The sequence below is a fragment of the Nonomuraea mangrovi genome (assembly GCF_042681425.1).
In the GTDB taxonomy this organism is placed as follows: domain Bacteria; phylum Actinomycetota; class Actinomycetes; order Streptosporangiales; family Streptosporangiaceae; genus Nonomuraea; species Nonomuraea mangrovi.
Map to the genome: position 1 here is coordinate 86,018 of NZ_JBHUFV010000043.1, position 16,197 is coordinate 102,214.

Annotated in this window: 16 protein-coding genes and 1 pseudogene; 7 read left to right on the plus strand and 10 right to left on the minus strand. The window is 68.2% G+C overall.

What is annotated here, in order from left to right:
- Positions 1-133 precede the first annotated feature (133 nt).
- Positions 134-439, plus strand: a pseudogene (locus ACFSKW_RS54965) (transposase); the annotation flags it as partial.
- An 80-nt stretch (positions 440-519) separates the two neighbouring features.
- On the opposite strand, the gene ACFSKW_RS28495 reads toward ACFSKW_RS54965, so the two are convergent.
- Positions 520-1,251 carry an SDR family NAD(P)-dependent oxidoreductase gene (locus ACFSKW_RS28495; RefSeq protein ID WP_379575540.1) on the minus strand — a complete coding sequence of 244 codons (732 nt, stop codon included), beginning with the start codon at positions 1,249-1,251 and terminating at the stop codon, positions 520-522.
- 91 nt (positions 1,252-1,342) lie between these two features.
- Here ACFSKW_RS28495 and ACFSKW_RS28500 point away from each other — a divergent pair, with 91 nt between their 5' ends.
- From ACFSKW_RS28500 to ACFSKW_RS28510, 3 genes are all read left to right on the plus strand, one after another.
- Positions 1,343-1,768 carry a MarR family winged helix-turn-helix transcriptional regulator gene (locus ACFSKW_RS28500; RefSeq protein WP_379575541.1) on the plus strand — a complete coding sequence of 142 codons (426 nt, stop codon included), beginning with the start codon at positions 1,343-1,345 and terminating at the stop codon, positions 1,766-1,768.
- Between the two features lie 299 nt (positions 1,769-2,067).
- Entirely contained in the window at positions 2,068-2,361 is a 294-nt protein-coding gene (locus ACFSKW_RS28505) for an ATP-binding cassette domain-containing protein (RefSeq protein WP_379575542.1), read from the plus strand.
- Between the two features lie 824 nt (positions 2,362-3,185).
- On the plus strand, positions 3,186-3,773 hold the full coding sequence (locus ACFSKW_RS28510; protein WP_379575543.1) for an isochorismatase family protein: 588 nt from the start codon (positions 3,186-3,188) through the stop codon (positions 3,771-3,773).
- A gap of 205 nt (positions 3,774-3,978) precedes the next feature.
- On the opposite strand, the gene ACFSKW_RS28515 is transcribed toward ACFSKW_RS28510, so the two are convergent.
- Together ACFSKW_RS28515 and ACFSKW_RS28520 are read right to left on the minus strand one after the other, a co-directional pair.
- Positions 3,979-4,287: a hypothetical protein gene (locus ACFSKW_RS28515; protein ID WP_379575544.1), complete on the minus strand. Its 309-nt coding sequence runs from the start codon at positions 4,285-4,287 to the stop codon at positions 3,979-3,981.
- Positions 4,277-4,990, minus strand: coding sequence for a hypothetical protein (locus ACFSKW_RS28520; RefSeq protein WP_379575545.1), 714 nt, complete (start codon positions 4,988-4,990; stop codon positions 4,277-4,279). The genes ACFSKW_RS28515 and ACFSKW_RS28520 overlap by 11 nt, the downstream gene beginning before the upstream one ends.
- 235 nt (positions 4,991-5,225) lie before the next feature.
- Between ACFSKW_RS28520 and ACFSKW_RS28525 the strand changes: the two genes are divergently transcribed.
- Positions 5,226-6,293: an IS630 family transposase gene (locus ACFSKW_RS28525; RefSeq protein ID WP_379575546.1), complete on the plus strand. Its 1,068-nt coding sequence runs from the start codon at positions 5,226-5,228 to the stop codon at positions 6,291-6,293.
- Positions 6,294-6,449: 156 nt separating this feature from the next.
- Here ACFSKW_RS28525 and ACFSKW_RS28530 read toward each other — a convergent pair whose 3' ends face one another.
- Both ACFSKW_RS28530 and ACFSKW_RS28535 read right to left on the minus strand, forming a co-directional pair.
- Entirely contained in the window at positions 6,450-6,809 is a 360-nt protein-coding gene (locus ACFSKW_RS28530; RefSeq protein ID WP_379575547.1) for a nuclear transport factor 2-like protein, read from the minus strand.
- 21 nt (positions 6,810-6,830) lie between these two features.
- Entirely contained in the window at positions 6,831-7,616 is a 786-nt protein-coding gene (locus ACFSKW_RS28535; RefSeq protein WP_379575548.1) for an SDR family oxidoreductase, read from the minus strand.
- A 104-nt stretch (positions 7,617-7,720) separates the two neighbouring features.
- Between ACFSKW_RS28535 and ACFSKW_RS28540 the strand changes: the two genes are divergently transcribed.
- Positions 7,721-8,233, plus strand: a complete 513-nt coding sequence (locus ACFSKW_RS28540; protein ID WP_379575549.1) for a winged helix-turn-helix transcriptional regulator — start codon at positions 7,721-7,723, stop codon at positions 8,231-8,233.
- Between the two features lie 329 nt (positions 8,234-8,562).
- Here the strand turns inward: ACFSKW_RS28540 and ACFSKW_RS28545 are convergent, their stop codons facing one another.
- The 5 genes from ACFSKW_RS28545 to ACFSKW_RS28565 all read right to left on the minus strand — a co-directional run bounded on the left by ACFSKW_RS28545 (position 8,563) and on the right by ACFSKW_RS28565 (position 15,447).
- Positions 8,563-10,035, minus strand: coding sequence for a serine hydrolase domain-containing protein (locus ACFSKW_RS28545; RefSeq protein ID WP_379575550.1), 1,473 nt, complete (start codon positions 10,033-10,035; stop codon positions 8,563-8,565).
- Between the two features lie 78 nt (positions 10,036-10,113).
- Positions 10,114-10,776, minus strand: coding sequence for a response regulator (locus ACFSKW_RS28550; RefSeq protein ID WP_379575551.1), 663 nt, complete (start codon positions 10,774-10,776; stop codon positions 10,114-10,116).
- Positions 10,773-11,948: a sensor histidine kinase gene (locus ACFSKW_RS28555; RefSeq protein ID WP_379575552.1), complete on the minus strand. Its 1,176-nt coding sequence runs from the start codon at positions 11,946-11,948 to the stop codon at positions 10,773-10,775. Before ACFSKW_RS28555 ends, ACFSKW_RS28550 begins: the two co-directional genes overlap by 4 nt.
- 250 nt (positions 11,949-12,198) lie before the next feature.
- Positions 12,199-15,090 carry a hypothetical protein gene (locus ACFSKW_RS28560; protein ID WP_379575553.1) on the minus strand — a complete coding sequence of 964 codons (2,892 nt, stop codon included), beginning with the start codon at positions 15,088-15,090 and terminating at the stop codon, positions 12,199-12,201.
- 84 nt (positions 15,091-15,174) lie between these two features.
- Positions 15,175-15,447, minus strand: a complete 273-nt coding sequence (locus ACFSKW_RS28565) for a hypothetical protein (RefSeq protein WP_379575554.1) — start codon at positions 15,445-15,447, stop codon at positions 15,175-15,177.
- Positions 15,448-15,687: 240 nt separating this feature from the next.
- Here ACFSKW_RS28565 and ACFSKW_RS28570 point away from each other — a divergent pair, with 240 nt between their 5' ends.
- Complete coding sequence (locus ACFSKW_RS28570; protein ID WP_379575555.1) at positions 15,688-16,131, plus strand: hypothetical protein; 444 nt, start codon at positions 15,688-15,690, stop codon at positions 16,129-16,131.
- The last annotated feature ends 66 nt before the right edge of the window (positions 16,132-16,197 follow it).

Sequence of the window (16,197 nt, forward strand, 5' to 3'; positions counted from 1 at the left end):
GCCCCCCCCCGGCGGGTGGACCTCGCAAGGTGACCTTCAACTGGTGGACAGTACCCACGGTGCCCGCTGTGCCCACGGCGGACCTTCCCTCGATGTGTCCGGCGGTGGGCGCCACGGTAGTGGCGCCCACCCACGCTTCCCCGCCGAACACCACCAGCGGATCCGCCACTCCAACTTCATCGAGCGTACCTTCGGCGAGACCCGCCGCTACGCCAAGGTCATCGACCGGTTCCCGGGTGAGACCAGCTGCGTCAGCATCGCCTGGGCCGCCCTTGACCGTGCCTCTCGCGGCTGGCGCGGACCGACCATGACACCCGCAGGGCTCCGGCTCGTGCAGGACCTGCGCCACTCGCTCCTCGACCCGCCTCGCCGGCTCCGCCCCCGACACACCGCCCCACTCCACCCTGCCGATCACCAAGCCATCTCCGCGACCGCGTAACCAGCTCGCGGACGGTCAGGTGGTCGTGGCCAAGGACTTGAGGATCGTGCGCCATCCGGCCCTGGCCCGGCGCCGACTCGTTAGATCATGCCCCCGGCCGCGTTGATGGTCTGGCCGGTGATCCAGCGGGCGGCGTCGGAGGCCAGGAACGCGACGACGTCCGCGATGTCGGCTGGTTCGCCCAGGCGGCCCAGCGGTGTGCGGGCCTTGGCGTCGTCAATGACGTGCGGGGGCACGGTGGCGATGACGTCGGTACGGGTCAGGCCGGGCAGGACGCTGTTGACCGTGACGGATCTGGAGCCCACCTCCCAGGCCAGGGTACGGGCGAGCTGGTCACCGGCGGCCTTGCCGGCGGCCAGCAGCGCCATGCCGGGCAGCGGCGACACGGTCAGCGCGGAAGAGATCAAGATGATCCGGCCGTGATCGTTGATCCGCTGCGCGGCCTCGCGCAGGGCGATGAATGTGGCCCGCACGTTGGCGTGCAGGTACTGGTCGAAGTCGTCATCGGTGGCGCGGGCCAGCGGCCCAGCGGTCGCCGTGGCCGCGTTGTTCACCCACACATCCACCCGGCCGTACCGGCACTCGGCCGCATCGAACAGCTCCGTGACCGCCTCGGGGCGGGTGATGTCGGCGCGGACCGCGGTGGCCTGCCCGCCCGCGCCCTTGATCTGGTCCACCGCCTGCGCGGCCGTCTCCTGGTCGCGGGAGCCGATGACGACACGCATTCCCGCCGCGGCGAGCCGGTCGCTGATCGCCCGTCCGATGCCGCGCGATCCGCCGGTGACGACTGCGACCCGATCGTCGATACGCATGACCACTCCAATTAGTCGATTCTATGGATAGTCCACAGCATCGACTAGTTTGGTAGAGAGTGTCAACTGTCCAGGTAGTAGACTGCCTGCCATGGCCGCCACACCCGATGACGAACTCGTCGAGACGCTGATCGGCGTCTTCATGGAGATCGACGGCCTGTTCAGCACGGCGAGCCGCCGACTGGGACTAACCCCCCAGCAAGCGCAACTGCTGTGCTTCGCCCAACATCTGCAGCCATCTTTCGGCGAGCTCGCGACCCTGCTGCACTGCGACAAGACCAACATCACCGGCCTGGTCGACCGGCTTCAGCGACGCGGCTTGCTCACCCGCGAAAGCGACCCCAACGACCGCCGGATGACCCGCGTCCACCTCACCCCCCAGGGCGAGGCGGTCACCGGCCAGTTCCAGCAGGCCATCAACACCACCCTGACCACCCGCTTCAGTTCCTGGCCCAGCACCCAACGCGACAGCCTCGTCCGCTTGCTCCAATCCGCCACGACAGCACTACGTCCCTGATCTCAGCGGTCACCTCCGGCCCCAACACGCCACCAGCCCCGCAAAGCCGATCACGCCGAATCGCCACCGCACCGCGTACCTCACCATGAAGCCGGAACCACACCCCCTTTACACCGGACTCCGGACGCCACCAAGAAACGCGACCATCCAAGGTCTCGAGCAGAAGCTCCCGAGGGTTGAACCGAGGGCTCGCGGGGCCTGGTCACCGGGGCGTGATTTGCCGGGGGTAGTGCTGGGTCTACCTGAGTTCTCGCTCCTGCGCCCATGTGCTGCGATCCTCGCGCCGGTTGGATCAAGGCATGACATCGACAGATATGGTCCAGTTGTGGTCGGTGAGCAGGGTCTACGGCTCCGGCGACCAGGCCGTGGCGGCACTGGACGGCGTGACCACAGGATTCGCGCCCGGCACCTTCACCGCGGTGATGGGCCCGTCCGGCTCGGGCAAGTCCAGGTTGCTGCACTGCACCGGGCGCGACCGGCCCAGCGACGGCAACGTGGTCATTGACGGCACCGCGGTCATCGGCCTCTGCCTCCTGCTCGCCGTCGCCGCCTCGGTCATCCCGGCCAGAACCGCGCTCCAACCCTCCCGGTAGCGACGAGCCGTACTGGGCAAGCGAGCTCACTCAGAGGACGTCGTACATCACCGTGGCCTGAGAGCTGCCAATCGGGTCGTGCGCAGGCAACGTATCGATCCGACATGACACCTACGACGACACAGTCCCAGTGTGGGGCAGTGCTGCTACTTCTCACCGACGGAATCATGCTCCACGCGCGGCCGGCCGCCGACGCCGGCGGCGGCCAGGCCCTGGTGTACGACGGACACGCCGTCGACCGCCCGGGTGAACAGCGGCCGTATCGAGCCGCTGTGAGCGGGCCGATCAGCCCTGGACACACCCCTTGATCATCACACCGACCCCGCATCACCTCGATCCGGGGCCGGCCTCATGCAGCACCCCTGCTAGCACCCGATCGGGGCTCTGACCAGGCCGCCAGCAGCTAGCACCCGAGCTCGCGCGGCCCAGGCAGATGCGGCGGGCCGGGCCGAAGATGCCGCCGACCTTGCCCGGGTCTCCACGTCGACGCAGGTCAGCGGCATAGCCGTTGGAAATTTCTGCATTACTCCCGGGACCTCCTGTCCGCCGTGGGTTCACGGAGAGTGAAGGTGCTTCATCCAGGCCAGCACCGATCAGAGGAACCCGGAAACTCACGTGAACCGACACATCTGCCCCCAGCCTTCTGCTCCTCAGCGCGAACACGTATAGTGAGGCTACTTGCACTCAGTGTCACCATCGAGTGGATGTGGCCCGAATCTGGAGTACGCGCCGCGCCGGTCGGTGAACGTCCGGCGAGTGGTGTGTCCCGCCCGCCGGCGGAAGGTGATCATCGGAGAGGCGCACCCGAGGAAAGGGGATAGTTCGTGAGTCGTGCACTGATCATCGTCGATGTGCAGAAGGACTTCTGCGAGGGCGGCAGCGTTCCGGTGAAGGGCGGCGCGGATCGAGCCGCCGCCATCGCCGAGCTGGTCCGGCGCGCCGAGGGGCAGTACGCCTTCGTCGTCGCGACGCGTGACCACCACATCGATCCGGGCGCCCACTTCTCCGACAACCCCGACTTCCAGGACTCCTTCCCTGTGCATTGCGTCGTGGGTAGCGAGGGAGGCGAGTTCCATCCGGATTTCGCGCCCGCCGTCGAGTCCGGGCACGTCGACGAGGTCTTCTTCAAAGGCGCCCACTCCGCCTCCAAGAGCGGTTTCGAGGGCTCGACCCAGGACGGCACGACACTGTCCGCCTGGCTGAAGGCCCGTGACATCGCCGACCTCGATGTCGTCGGCATTGCGACCGATCACTGCGTGAAGGCCACGGCACTGGACGGAGCGCGCGCGGGCTTCACGGTGCGGGTCCTGCTCGACTACACCGCCGGCGTCGCTGCCGACACCACGCGCACCGCACTGGACGAACTGCGCAGGGCCGGTGTCGCTCTGAGCGGCGAACCTGTCGTCGCCTGAACGGGCCGGTCCGGCCTGTTCGCCGGCGGTTCAGATGACCCCGCAGATCAGTTCTTGGCGTTACCGCCCGCGAGGAGAGTCCCAGGGCCCTGGCACGCCTGGGCGTTCCGGCGTGGCCCGCATCCGCATGGGGTCTCGGCCGTAATGGCGGAAAATCCACCGGATATAGCCTCCTGACCTGCTCCGATGTGAGGGCGCCGCGGGATCAGTGTGCCGGTTGGCAGATGCGGCGGGCCGAGCCGAAGATGCCGCTGACCTTGCCCGGGTCTCCACGTCCACGGAGAAGCGCCTCGTTGGAGCCGGGCGGGCCGGGCCGCACGGTGGCGCGAGGCTGGAAGCCGTCCTGCTCGCGCATCACGATCTCGTGGATGAACGGCGAAGCCTGATCATCAGGCAACGGAAACGCGACCGGTGTCGCGTTCCTCCGCCCGGCGCCGACACCTCCACGGGACTGCTTGGTCCATGAGGCACGGACCCACTGAACCACTGTCTCCACCCCGTGATCATCGACCATGGCGGTCGGTAGGGAAAGCTCCGGAGGACGACGTGCTGATGTCGGGGTCGTTCCGATGGTCGCGGATGACGACGGTTCCAGGCCCGTCCGCCGCGGCACAGTACGGCCCGTGGACGTCGAGGCCGCCCAGGTCGGCCGGGAACGCGGCGCCCGGCGGAAGGCCCTGCGCGTCGAGGGCGAAGGTGATCCGGGTACCGCTTCCGGTGGGCGGATCGAACCGCTGCACCGCGGCACGAGGCCGGAGACCGGCGAGTCCTTGGCTGAAGCCCCGGCGGTCGCACCACATTTCGACGGTCGTCGTTTCGCAGAGCGTCGCGATGGCTGCCAGGAGCCACCACTCGGGGCCGATCAGGGAGTCGTAGTAGCCAAGGGGCGGCGAGTCCGGCCAGGTGTGCTGCTGGTTGATCGTCACTCTGAAGCGGAGTCCGCCGAGGATTTCGATCACAGAGGTCAGCGAGTGCTCCTCTGCAACGCTTGTCGCCGGGTGCAGTGCGTGCCGAGCCGCAGCAGACAGGAGCATGATCGGCAGTCTCGGGTCGTCCAGTCCGACGCCGAAGTACATGCCGGGCCACTCGCGGACCGCTGCGTCGAACTCGAGCACGGTGATGTCGGTCGCACTGTACTCATGCTTCACCACAGACCACACGCTACCCGTCGGCGGCCGATCAGCGCGTTCCATCGCCGAGTTGAAACGGACCTTCACCGCCGAACGGGCCGCCCATGCTCACACCGTCGCTGAAGCCCACGGCCGCCCGCCCCGTCGCCCACCCGCAGACAAGATCGAACACGCTCGGCTCCGCAAAGCCCAAGGCGACTCCCCCGGCGTCATCGCCACCAAGACCGGCATCCCCACAACCTCACTGCACCGCTAGAGATCTTTAACGGTGCGGGTTACGTCCGGTCGTGACGGGTGTCGTGGGCCGCGCTATGCCGGAAGAATGAGGTATCCCGATGGCGGTGGATTGACGGCCGTGGAACGGGCTCGGCGTGAGCAAGTCCGGCTCGCAGCCGCTGACCTGATCGAAGCCGGGGCCAGTGACCGGGAGGTCGCCCGGCGGTTCACGGTGACCCGGATGTCGGCGAATCGCTGGCGACGGGCATTGGCTTTAGGCGGTCGGCAGGCCTTGGCCTCCAGTGGCCCCGGCGGCGCCCGTTGCAAGCTCGATCCGGGACAACTCCGCGTTCTGGAGACGGTGCTGGATGCCGGACCGGTCGCGTCCGGCTGGAGTGACCAGTGCTGGACGCTGGTCCGGATCGCCGAGATTGTGCTCCGCCGGTTCGGCGTCGAGTACACCCTGGCCGGGCTCGACCTGCTGCTGCACCGCATCGGCTGGAGTGTGCAGGTGCCCTCCCGCAAGGCCACCGAGCGGGACGAGGCGAAGATCGCCGCCTGGAAGGACGAGCAGTGGCCCCTCATAAAAAGGAAGGCGGCGGACTTGGGCGCCTGGCTCTGCTTCGAGGACGAGGCCGGCCAGGGCCTGAGGCCGCCCAAGGGTCGCACCTGGGGCCGACGGGGCCACACCCCGGTGGTGCGGGTTTCGGCCGCAGGCACCAAACGCGTCTCCATGGCAGCGCTGATCTGCACCAAGGCCGGCCGCAGATCACGGCTGATCTACCGCATCCACCTCGACCGCGGTCCCGCTAAAGGCCGTCGCAAGGGCTTCACCGAGACCGACTACGCCCACCTGCTGGATGCCGCGCACCAGCAGCTCGGCGGCGCCATCGTCCTGGTCTGGGACAACTTGAACACGCACGTCAGCCGCGCCATGCACGAGCTGATCGCCGCCCGATTATGGCTGACCGTCTATCAGCTGCCGCCGTACGCTCCCGAGCTCAACCCCGTCGAGGGCGTGTGGTCGCACCTGAAGAGGTCGCTGGCCAACCTCACGAAACACAGCCTCGAGCAGCTCACCGCGCTGGTGAAGACACGGCTCAAACGCATGCAGTACCACTCCCGCCTCCTCCAGGGTCTCATCGCCAAGACCGGGCTCGACCTCCAACTGTGACTCAGCGCCGTACTTGGATCTGACCGCGCTTCGGTGCCTCCTACGCCGGGGCACGTACCTGGGGGCACCTGCACCAGGCGGAGGCTTCATGAAAGCGCGGCCAAGCCCCCGGACGGAAGGGCTCATCCGAGTGCGGGATCGAGACGCCCAGGCGGATCAGGTCTCGATGACCAGACGCTCGATCAGGTCGTCGCGGAGGGCGAACTGATAGCGCAGGTCGACACTGCCTCCAGGGAAGTTGCCTTCAAGGTGGTGTGTGGCGACGTAGTGGGTCGGATCAGTCTGCTGCGCATCGGTGAGCTCGATGGTGTAGGTGAATTCGGTGGCGGAGCGGTTCAGCCACTGTTCGATTGCCGTGGCGCCCTGGTACGTCCTGCCGTCGTCGGTCACGGTGGCGTCGCTGGTGAAGGCGGTGACTGCGGTGGCGGTGTCGTGGTCTTTGTGGGCCCTCAGGTAGCGTGTGATCGTCTTGGGCAAGTCGCTCGGGGCGATGGTGTGGGGCTGATGGCTCGGCATGACGGTCCTCTTGACTGGGGCTCAGACGGTGGGGGTGGTGCCGCCATCGATGACGTGTTCGGCGCCGACGATGGCCGAGGCGCGGTCGGAGACGAGGAAAGCGACGAGTTCAGCAACTTCCTCCGGTCGGTTGGGGCGGCCGAGGGGAATGCCGCCGAGCGAGTCCATGAGCCGCCCCAGGGCGGCTTCCTGGGTGACGCCGGCCTCCTGGGCGATCCGGGCGACCAGGTTGTCGGCGGCGGTGGTCTGGATGAAGCCCGGAGAAACGGTGTTGACACGGATACCATGTGGGGCGACCTCGTTGGCCAGGCCCTTGCTGTAGGTGGTCAGCGCCGCTTTGGCTGCTGCGTAGGCCAGGGTGCCGTTCCACAGTGGCATGCGGCGCTGGATCGAGGTGACGTGCAGGATCACGCCCTTGCCGCTCGCGATCATGCCAGGCAAAAGGCCGCGGTCCAGGCGGACGGCGGCCAGCAGGTTCACGTTGAGCTCCTTTGCCCAGTCCTCCTCGCCGAGCGCCGCGAATCCGCCGGCCGGCGCCTCGGAGCCGCCGAGTGTGTGGACCAGGACGTCGACACCTTCCAGGCGTGCTCCCACTTCGGCGATCACCCGGTCGGCCCCTTCGGCGGTCGACAGGTCGGCGGCGATGAAGGTCTTATCCTCGACCTTGTCGGGGCGGCTGCGGGCGGTGACAAGCACGTCGGCGCCTGCCTCGGCGAGCCGCCGGGCGATGGCGGCTCCAGTGCCCTTGGTGCCGCCGGTGACCAGGGCGCGGCGGCCTTCGAGTGATTCGTTGATGGGGCTGGTCATGGTGTCTTCCGATCCCTGGTGCGCACGTACGGCGCGACGCTCGGTTACTGCTAAACTAGAAGCTACTGACTTCGACTTTAGCAGTAACCGAAGGGATGGTTACCGTGGCGAGCCGCATCAGGCTGGAGGACCGGGAGTGCCCGCTGTCCACGACGGTGGAGCATGTCGGCGAGTGGTGGACGCTGCTGATCCTCCACGACGCCTTCGACGGCTACACCCGCTTCGATCAGTTCCATGAGAACCTGGGCATCTCCTCGAGCATGCTCTCGGCCCGCCTGAAGTCCCTCGTGACGGACGGATTGCTGGAGCGTCGGCCTTACCAGACCAACCCGGTCCGCCGCGAGTACGTGCTGACCGACCTCGGGCGCTCCCTGCGCCCGGTGATCGTCGCCCTGGCCGCGTGGGGCAATTCCCGGCTGGAGCCGCACGAACGCAGCATGATTCTCGTCGACGCGGAAAGCGGCGAGGAGGTCGAGCCCGTGGTCGTTGACGCCAGGACCGGCCGCCGACTCGACGACAGCCATGCCTACGTCTTCGCAGCGGGTCCTGCGGCCAGCGACGCCATGCGCAACCGCTACGCCCACGGGCGACCAGCGGTCCCAACGGCGGGTACGTAGGCGGGCCACGGACCGCTCGCCCGCATCCCGAGCCATCGCACAGCCTGTATCCGCCCGGTGCCGAGATCCGGGTATGCCGCGCGCCGTGCTCGTCACGCAACCGCGGTCAGGACCAGGTAGAACGCTCAGTCACGCCAACCGCTTTAACGTCAGCCGTTAAAGATCTCTAGCTCACCGCCGATCAGGATCATCCACGCCTCCCTGTCCACCGACATCCGCTACCAGTCGACCACCGAGGTCATCGACCCGCGCCGGCAGAACCACCGGGCCGAGAACGACGGACTCTGACCGGCACGTCCTTGGCGGCTCCGGCCAGGTTCCCGCCCAGGTCAGCTGTCCGCCATGGCCGGCCGTACCGGTGCGAAGGTCGCCTGACCGGCGCGGCGGAAGCACCAGAGGCGACGGCCGAGTGCGACCGCCCCGAGCACGCAGCAGGTGAGGCAGAAGAGCGCCAGCAGCGGCAGCAGCCAGGCGGTGATGATCCAGTACTGGAAGCTGAACGCCCCCCAGATCAGCGTCGGCAGCACGGCGCCCAGCACCGTCACCAGAGCAAGGGGCACGAGCCGCAGAACCAGCATCGGCCGGCGCGCCGCGCGGCGTCGCGAGGCCCAGCGACGCGCTCGGACGACTGCGGTGACCAGCAGTGCGGCCATCCCCACCGTGAGCCCGAGCAGGACCGCGTTCACGACGGTGAGCGGGTTGCTCATCGGCGTTGCCGGTGCCCCGATCCGTTCGGCGAGAAGGTTGGTCGAGAGCAGGCTGGGATCGCCGCCGCTGTTGGTGAGGACGAGGGCGGCCACACCGGTCTTGGGCGAGAAGACCATGTCCCCGGTCCACGTCGCCAGTGTTCCGCCGTGGCCGATCACCGACGGCGGGGCGCCTGCCGTGACGGGGCGGGCCTGCCAGCCGAGGGCATAGTCGCCGGCCTCCGGCTGGACGGTGTGCAACTCGGCCAGGGAGCCGGCACTCAGCAGGTCCGCACCGAGGCTTCCCTGGTTGAACCGCAGCCACCGCACCATGTCGTCCAGGGTCGAGATCACCCCGCCGTTGCCGACGCAGATCCCCGGCATCTCCGGTGCCGCGACGGCCACCCCGAGGACGACCTCGTACGCGGACGGCAGGCCCTCGGCACGATCGGAACACCCCAGCGTCGAGCTGGTGCCGGTCATGCCCAGCGGCGTGAACAGCTCGGTGTGGAGGAAGGCGTCGAAGGACTTGCCCGACACCACCTCGACGATCCTCGCCGCGATCGAGTAGTTGGTGTTGTGGTACTCCGAGCGGGTGCCCGGATCGGCGGCCAGGGTCTTGTCGGCCAGCCTGGCCACGACTTCCTGCGCGCCGCGCGGGGGCGGGAACACGTACTCGTTGTTCGTGCTGTTCGACAGCCCCGAGGTGTGGCTGAGGATCTGGCGCACGGTGATCCAGGTGAAGCGGGGATCGGCCATCCTGAAGTCGGGCAGGACCTTGACGACCGAGTCGTCCAGGGAGATGCGGTCACGGTCGACCAGCAGCATGATCGCCGCCGCCGTCATCGACTTGCTCATCGACGCGATCCGGAACCGTGTCCGAGCCGTCACCGCATTGCCGTCCCCGTCCCGGCCGCGGACGATCGCCTCGACCGACGACCCGTCGATCACGGCCGCCGCGACACCCGGCGTGCCGTAGACGGAGCGGTAGTCGTCGACCAGCCGTTCGCCGGTGGCATGGGCCGGTACCGTCCAGCCGAGCAGCACGGCGACGAGCACACCGCCGAGGACGATGAGGGAGGTGACACGAGCGAAGCGCAGACGTAGGAAATGCACGACGTCGAACCTAGGCCGGGCGTCACCGGCCGACATCACCCGAAGGGGTGAGCCGGGACCACCCGGCAGGATGGAATCTCAGTCAGGCAGTTCGCTGCGACCGACGAGCCCGTTCTCGTACGCGTGGATCACCGCGTGCACGCGGTCGCGCAGGTTCAGTTTCTGCAGGACGGCCCGGACGTGCGACTTCACCGTGTTCTCGCTCAGCACCAGTTCCGCGCAGATCTCGCTGTTGGACCTGCCGCGGGCGAGCAGGCCGAAGATCTCGACCTCGCGCGGGGTGAGGCCGTCCAGGGCTGCCGTCCTCCGCATCGGCACCTGCCGTACGAGATCGAGAATCGTCGCGGCCACCCCCGGGGCCAGCGCCGACGTCCCGGAGGCGACGTCACACACGGCCTGGGCCAGGGCGGCGGGCCGGACGTCCTTGGTCAGGTAGCCGCTCGCACCGGCCCGGATCGCAGCCACGACCAGTTCGTCATCATCGAACGTCGTCAGCATGAGCACCCGGGTCGCCGGTGCGATCCTGACGATCTCCGCCGTGGCGGCGACCCCGTCCATGCGCGGCATGCGGATGTCCATCAGTACCACGTCCAGGCGGTGCTGCCGGACGACCTCGATCGCGTCGCTGCCGTTCGCGACGTCGTGCGTGACCTCGATGCGTTCGTCGGCCGACAGCACCGTACGGAGCGAGGCCCGCAGCAACTCCTGATCGTCGACGAGCATGACGCGAATCCCGGTCATGTCCCCTCCTTCGTGGGGAGCCGCGCCCGCAGCACCCACCCGTCGTCCCCGTCGTCGATCGACAGGGTGCCGCCTGCGGTACGCACACGTTCCTCGATCCCCATCAAGCCGGTCCCCTGGCTGCCGACGTCGCGAAGCGCCTTGCCGCCGTCGTCGCGCACCTCCACCACCACCTCGGCCGGGGTCCAGCACACGCGAACGGTCACCGCGACCGGTGGCTCGAGGTGGCGCAGCGCGTTGGTGATGCCCTCCTGCACGGTACGGACCGCCGCGACCTCGGCACTGAGGCTCAGTGGCCGTCGCTCACCCACCTCCGCGAACGTCACCGCATGGAGCGGGCTCGCCGCCGAGGCCACGAGGTCAGGGAGGGCATCGAGCGAGATCGGGACATCTCTGGGCCGGGCGTCGACGCGCGGCGCCACGGTGGCCGGGCCCAAGGTGGCCAGCATCGCTCGCAGACCTTGGTGGGCGTCCCGGCCGGCCTCGGCGATGGCGCCGAGTTCGCTGCGGGTCGCCGGATCCGCCGTCGTCACCGCCGCGGCCTCGATCCGCGCGACCATGACGGTGACCGTGTGGGCGATCACGTCGTGCAGGTCGCGGCGGATGCTGGCCCGTTCGTCCGCGACCGCCGCGGCCAGTCGTTCGCTCTCGGCTCGTCGGCCGGCCTCGCGCCTGCGGCGTAGCAGCAGGGCCGCAAGCCACACACCGCCGACCACGAGCATCAGCAGCCCGCCCTCGACCAGGCGGGTCCATCCAGGGACGTCAGAGGGCATCCGGGACCACGCCACCAACTCGGTGAGGACGATCCCGAGAGCGGCGACGGCCAACGCGGCCACCGAGGCCCTGACCGAGACCCGGGTGGTCAGCCGCCACAACGTCAGGAGGAAGCACGCAGCCGAGGGCAGCATGGTCGGTGACCAACCCAGGAAGGGCGTCGTCACCAGGACGAGCATGGCCATTGCGCCGACCGCGTAACCTGCCCACGGCCGTCGATGGGCCACCGCCGCTCCCACATGCAGCAGGACGGCAGCACCCGCCGCGGCGAAGATCTGCCACAGGTCCACGCCGAGGTGCCAGACGCCCGCCAGGATGAGCACCGTCAGGAGAGCCATGACCACATGCGCCACCAGCGTCGTCGCCGCCCATGTGCTCCGGCGCTGGGAGGCTGTCACGGTCGTCGTCTCCCGGTGGGCTCGTGGTGGAGAGCCGTACCTGGCTCGACGTGCCACAGGATAGCCAGCAGCGGGCAGGCCGATCCTGGCGCCCCGCCACGAACCCGCCGGCGAAGCCCGTCGATGAGCTGCCTCATCGAACGCCGCGACATCCGCAGCCTTTACGACGCCGAGCTCGTCGCCTTCTTCATGCAGCAGCTCATGGGATGAGGCCGCGCCGGGATCCGGAGTCGGATCCCGGCGCGTCAGCTCAGTACACCTCGCTGTTGTTGTTGTTTATCTCGTCGAGGGCGCGGATCGCGTCACTGTAGGTGCCGGTGTTGCCCTCCACCGGGAGCGCCAGCGTGCTGATCCCGAACAGGGCGGCGCCGCGGACGTTGCGGAGGTCGTGCCGGTCGGCCGTCTCGGAACTGATGACCGTCGAGGCGTTGATCCTCCTGGTCGCCAGGTTGAAGTACGTCCCGAGCAGCTGAACGCGCAGGATGCCCACGTGCGGCGGCCCGGGCGAGAACACCGCCGTGACCTCGGCGGCCGACAGCGCGCCGTCGCCTCCGGTGTCGAAGCGCTGGTCGGTCGCCTGGATCCGGGCCAGGATCTCGGCGGTCCACTCCTGCTCGTGCGTCCTCCAGTACCCCTGGCTGCGCGGGTTGCGCGTGGCAGGCACCTCGGTGATCTCGGTGGTCGCCGACGCCTTCACCGGCTCGTAGGTGCAGCCGTTCCCGTTGGTGAAGGTCAGCGTCGCCGCGTTGGTGATCTCGGCGCCGGGCAGGAAGAGCAGGCTCGGCCGGGCGGTGTACTCGATCGTCTTCTCGCCCGACCCACCGGCCGCGGCGCCGATCTGCCAGGTGAGCGTGGTCGTACCGTCGGCGTTCCGCACCACCGTCGTCGGCTGGGGTCCCGCTCCGGTGTCCAGGGCCTTGCTGTAGTAGACGTCCTTCGGCAGTACGTCGGTGACGACGACCCCGGAGGCGTCCCCGCTGCCCGTGTTCTCGTAGCTGATCCGGTACGTGATCGCCTCGCCCGCGTTCACCCGGGCCGTGGCGGTCTTCCCGGCGGTCAGCTTCGGCGCGTGGACGGTGGTGGTCAGCGAGTCCTCGCCGGTGACCCGGTTGCCTATCATGTCCTCGCCGCCGGCGGACGCCTCGCGGGTCAGGACGGTCCCGTCGGCGGTGTCGCAGGGCACCTCGACGGTCGCGGTGCGCGAGAGCGAGCGGCCGACGACGAGCGTGTCCACGTCCTCGGTGCCCAGCCGGGTCTGCAGGGACGGGCCGCGGCCGGGGTTGGCGAGCGTGGTGGCGTAGGTCAGCGTGTCGCCGGGGGTGGCGTCGGCCGGTCCGGTGAGATCCACCTTGAGCTCGGGCTTCACGAGGGTGGCCAGGTTGGCGCGGGCCGCCTGGATGATGTCCCAGTCCGGCTCGTTCTCGGTGGGGGTGCCGGCCGTACGGAAGTTCTCCCTGGTGCGGAAGCCGTAGTCGAGCCGGTTCCAGTCCTCGAAGCCGTCGAGGCGGCTGAGGAGCGGCGGCTCGCCGGGGTCCCAGTCGCCGTCGTTGTTGAGGTCGTTGCCGGTGTCGTCGTTGATGTTGGCCGAGACGTTCGCGTTCGCCGGTGATGGGCAGGTCACGCCGGTCATGCCGCCGACGCCGTCCCAGTCCATCCAGCCCAGGGCGGGGATGCCGTTGCCCTGGCACTCGTCCAGCCCGGGGGGAAGCACCTCGTTCAGAGGGGCGACCGCGATCCGGGAGTAGTCGCAGCCTCCGGGCAGACCGGCCGCGGCCACCGCGGTGACGCTGCAGTCCTGCATGGTGTAGTTCATGACGCTCAGGTAGTTGGGCTTGTTGTTGAACTCGTCGCGGCCGCCGTGCTGGAGTCCCAGCGCGTGGCCGAACTCGTGCATGAGCGTGCCGGCCTGCTGGTTCTGGTTGCCGACGGACAGCCCGTTGGCGTTGACGCCCCAGCACTGGTTGCCCGTCGTGCCCCTGGTGCCGCCGAGCGTGACCATGAAGTTGACCGCGGGGATTCCCTTGGCCCAGCCGGTGGTGCAGTCGTTGGTCGCGGCGCGGTAATTGGTCTGGTGGCCGAACAACGCGTAGCGGAAGACGAAGTCGCGGGCGGCGTTCATGTTCTTCAGCGTGAAGAAGTTCGTCCCGGCGCGGCCCGCGGCGCCGTCCCAGTCGATGACCTGGTTGCCCGCCTCGTTGATCTGGTCGCCGCCTCCGCCGTAGTTGCCGAAGGTGCCGACGGCGCCGCCTCCTGCTCTGGGCACGTTCGTGGCCACGCCGGCGGCCTGGCCGTAGAAGCCGCCCATATCGATATGCAGTTGGATGCCCGAGGAGCCGTCGGCGTTCACCACCGGCGCGTCGGCGAAGGACTGCACGACCGCCTGCACCGCGCCCTGGACGGGGCAGTGGTTGTGGTTGGTGCCGAACAGGCAGTCGATCTCCAGGTAGAGGTCCTTGCGCCGGAAGTTGGCGCCCATCGCGGGCAGGTCCACGTCGATGGTGGCGTCGCCGTCAGCGTTGTAGCCCCAGCGCTCCCACCCGTCGAGCAGGAAGTCGCCGTCGGTGTCGCCGTTGCTGGAATCGATGCTGATGTCGAAGCACACCTTGACGCGGGGCTCGTCGTCATCGCCGCCGTCGCCGACCGAACAGGACTGCGGCCAGCTGACCTTGTCCTCCTGGCCGGTGTGGTCGATCCACTTGCCGGTGAGATGGTCCACCCGGAAGTCGAGGTTGTTGTCGCCGTTACGCGGGCTGATGTCGCCCAGGTCGTCACCCGAGGTGCTGTCGTGGTCCCAGATCTGGATGCTGACCGGGATGTTCAGCACCGTGTCCGGCACCTGCGCGGGCAGCACCCAGTACGGGGTGACGAGGGACTTGTCGTCCTCGTGCGGCGTCGAGGGATCGTCGTCGCTGCTTCCCGGCGGCTGTTTCTGCCCGTTGATCCACACCTTGGCGTAGAGATCGGCCGGGCCCTCTCCCGCGGCTTCGAGCCCTTCGTTCCTGCAGTTGTCGATGCATTCAACGTGGGTGATGGTGACGGTGACTGTTCGGGTGGCGACGGCCTGGGCCGCCGTGCCCGAGACGAGATTCACCGCCAGCAGGCTGATGAGTCCGGCGAGGGTTGCTAAGAATCTGCTGCTCATGGCGCCCACTGTCACACCCACGGGAAGTGAGCACATGAGTACGGGGTGCTCATTTTTACCGCCGCACGATGAACGGCAAGTCATTCAGCGTGGGCGCCTCCAGGAAACCGAACGCCTACAACCCCGGGCCGCCGCCGACAAGGAGCCCGAACCGTGGCGTGTAGAGGCGCTACGCCGGCTGCGCTCCCCCATCGTGCCCGCCCGGATGCGGTCGCGGGTCATGGCCGCGTCGCCGGAGAGGTCGCTCTTCAGACCGTGCGCCGACACGTTCATCCCGAAATGCTCGCCGAGGGCGTCGCGGCCGAACGGCAGGGTCGGGTTGGTGGAGGACCCGATCACGTTGGGCAGGCCGGCCATGGTGAGCACATCGGGGACGTGGCCGCCACCTCGAGGTGCCCGGAGGCCTCGACCTGGCGTGGGGTCCATCCTTTCCAACCGATGGAGCCTCCATCAATCCCGGCGCGACTCACAACGCCCAATCCGGCTGACCAGCCAAGCGGAGCCGTATCGATCACGAAATATGGGCCAGATCCCATTTTTGAGGCGATATTGACACTCTCTATTCTCCGAGCAAATCGCCCTGCTAATACTTGATCCATGGAGAGCAGCGGCCCCGCGGGCAGGAGCAACAAGTGGCAGGCCATCGCCGCCGTGTTGGCCGCGCTGGCCGCAGTAGCCACCGCTACAGTTGGCGTCTTTGCCTATGTGGATGGACGGCCGTCCAGTCCCACATCGTTTGAAGGCACCTGGCGGGCAACGGAGAATGACCGGCCCGGAGGGAGCAGCCTAGCCCTGACGATCAGCAAGGACGGCGACTCCTACGACATCACCCTCGACGACGATTTCGCAGGCGGGGAATGGTGTCATGGCCAGAAGGTACGTCTTTCCGGACACGGAAGAAAATCCGGTGACATGCTGGCGGTTGCCTATACCTTTCCCTGTCCAACCGAGTCCACCAGGTCGGTTGAGGCGTCCTACCGTCATCGTTCGGACAGTGACACTTTGGTGGACAATGACAACCTCGTGTGGGAGCGAGATTAGCGTGCCCGCGGCCCGAGCGACCTGCATCTGCTTAGCGGGCGGTTCGAGAGTCGATGTCCGGGATTC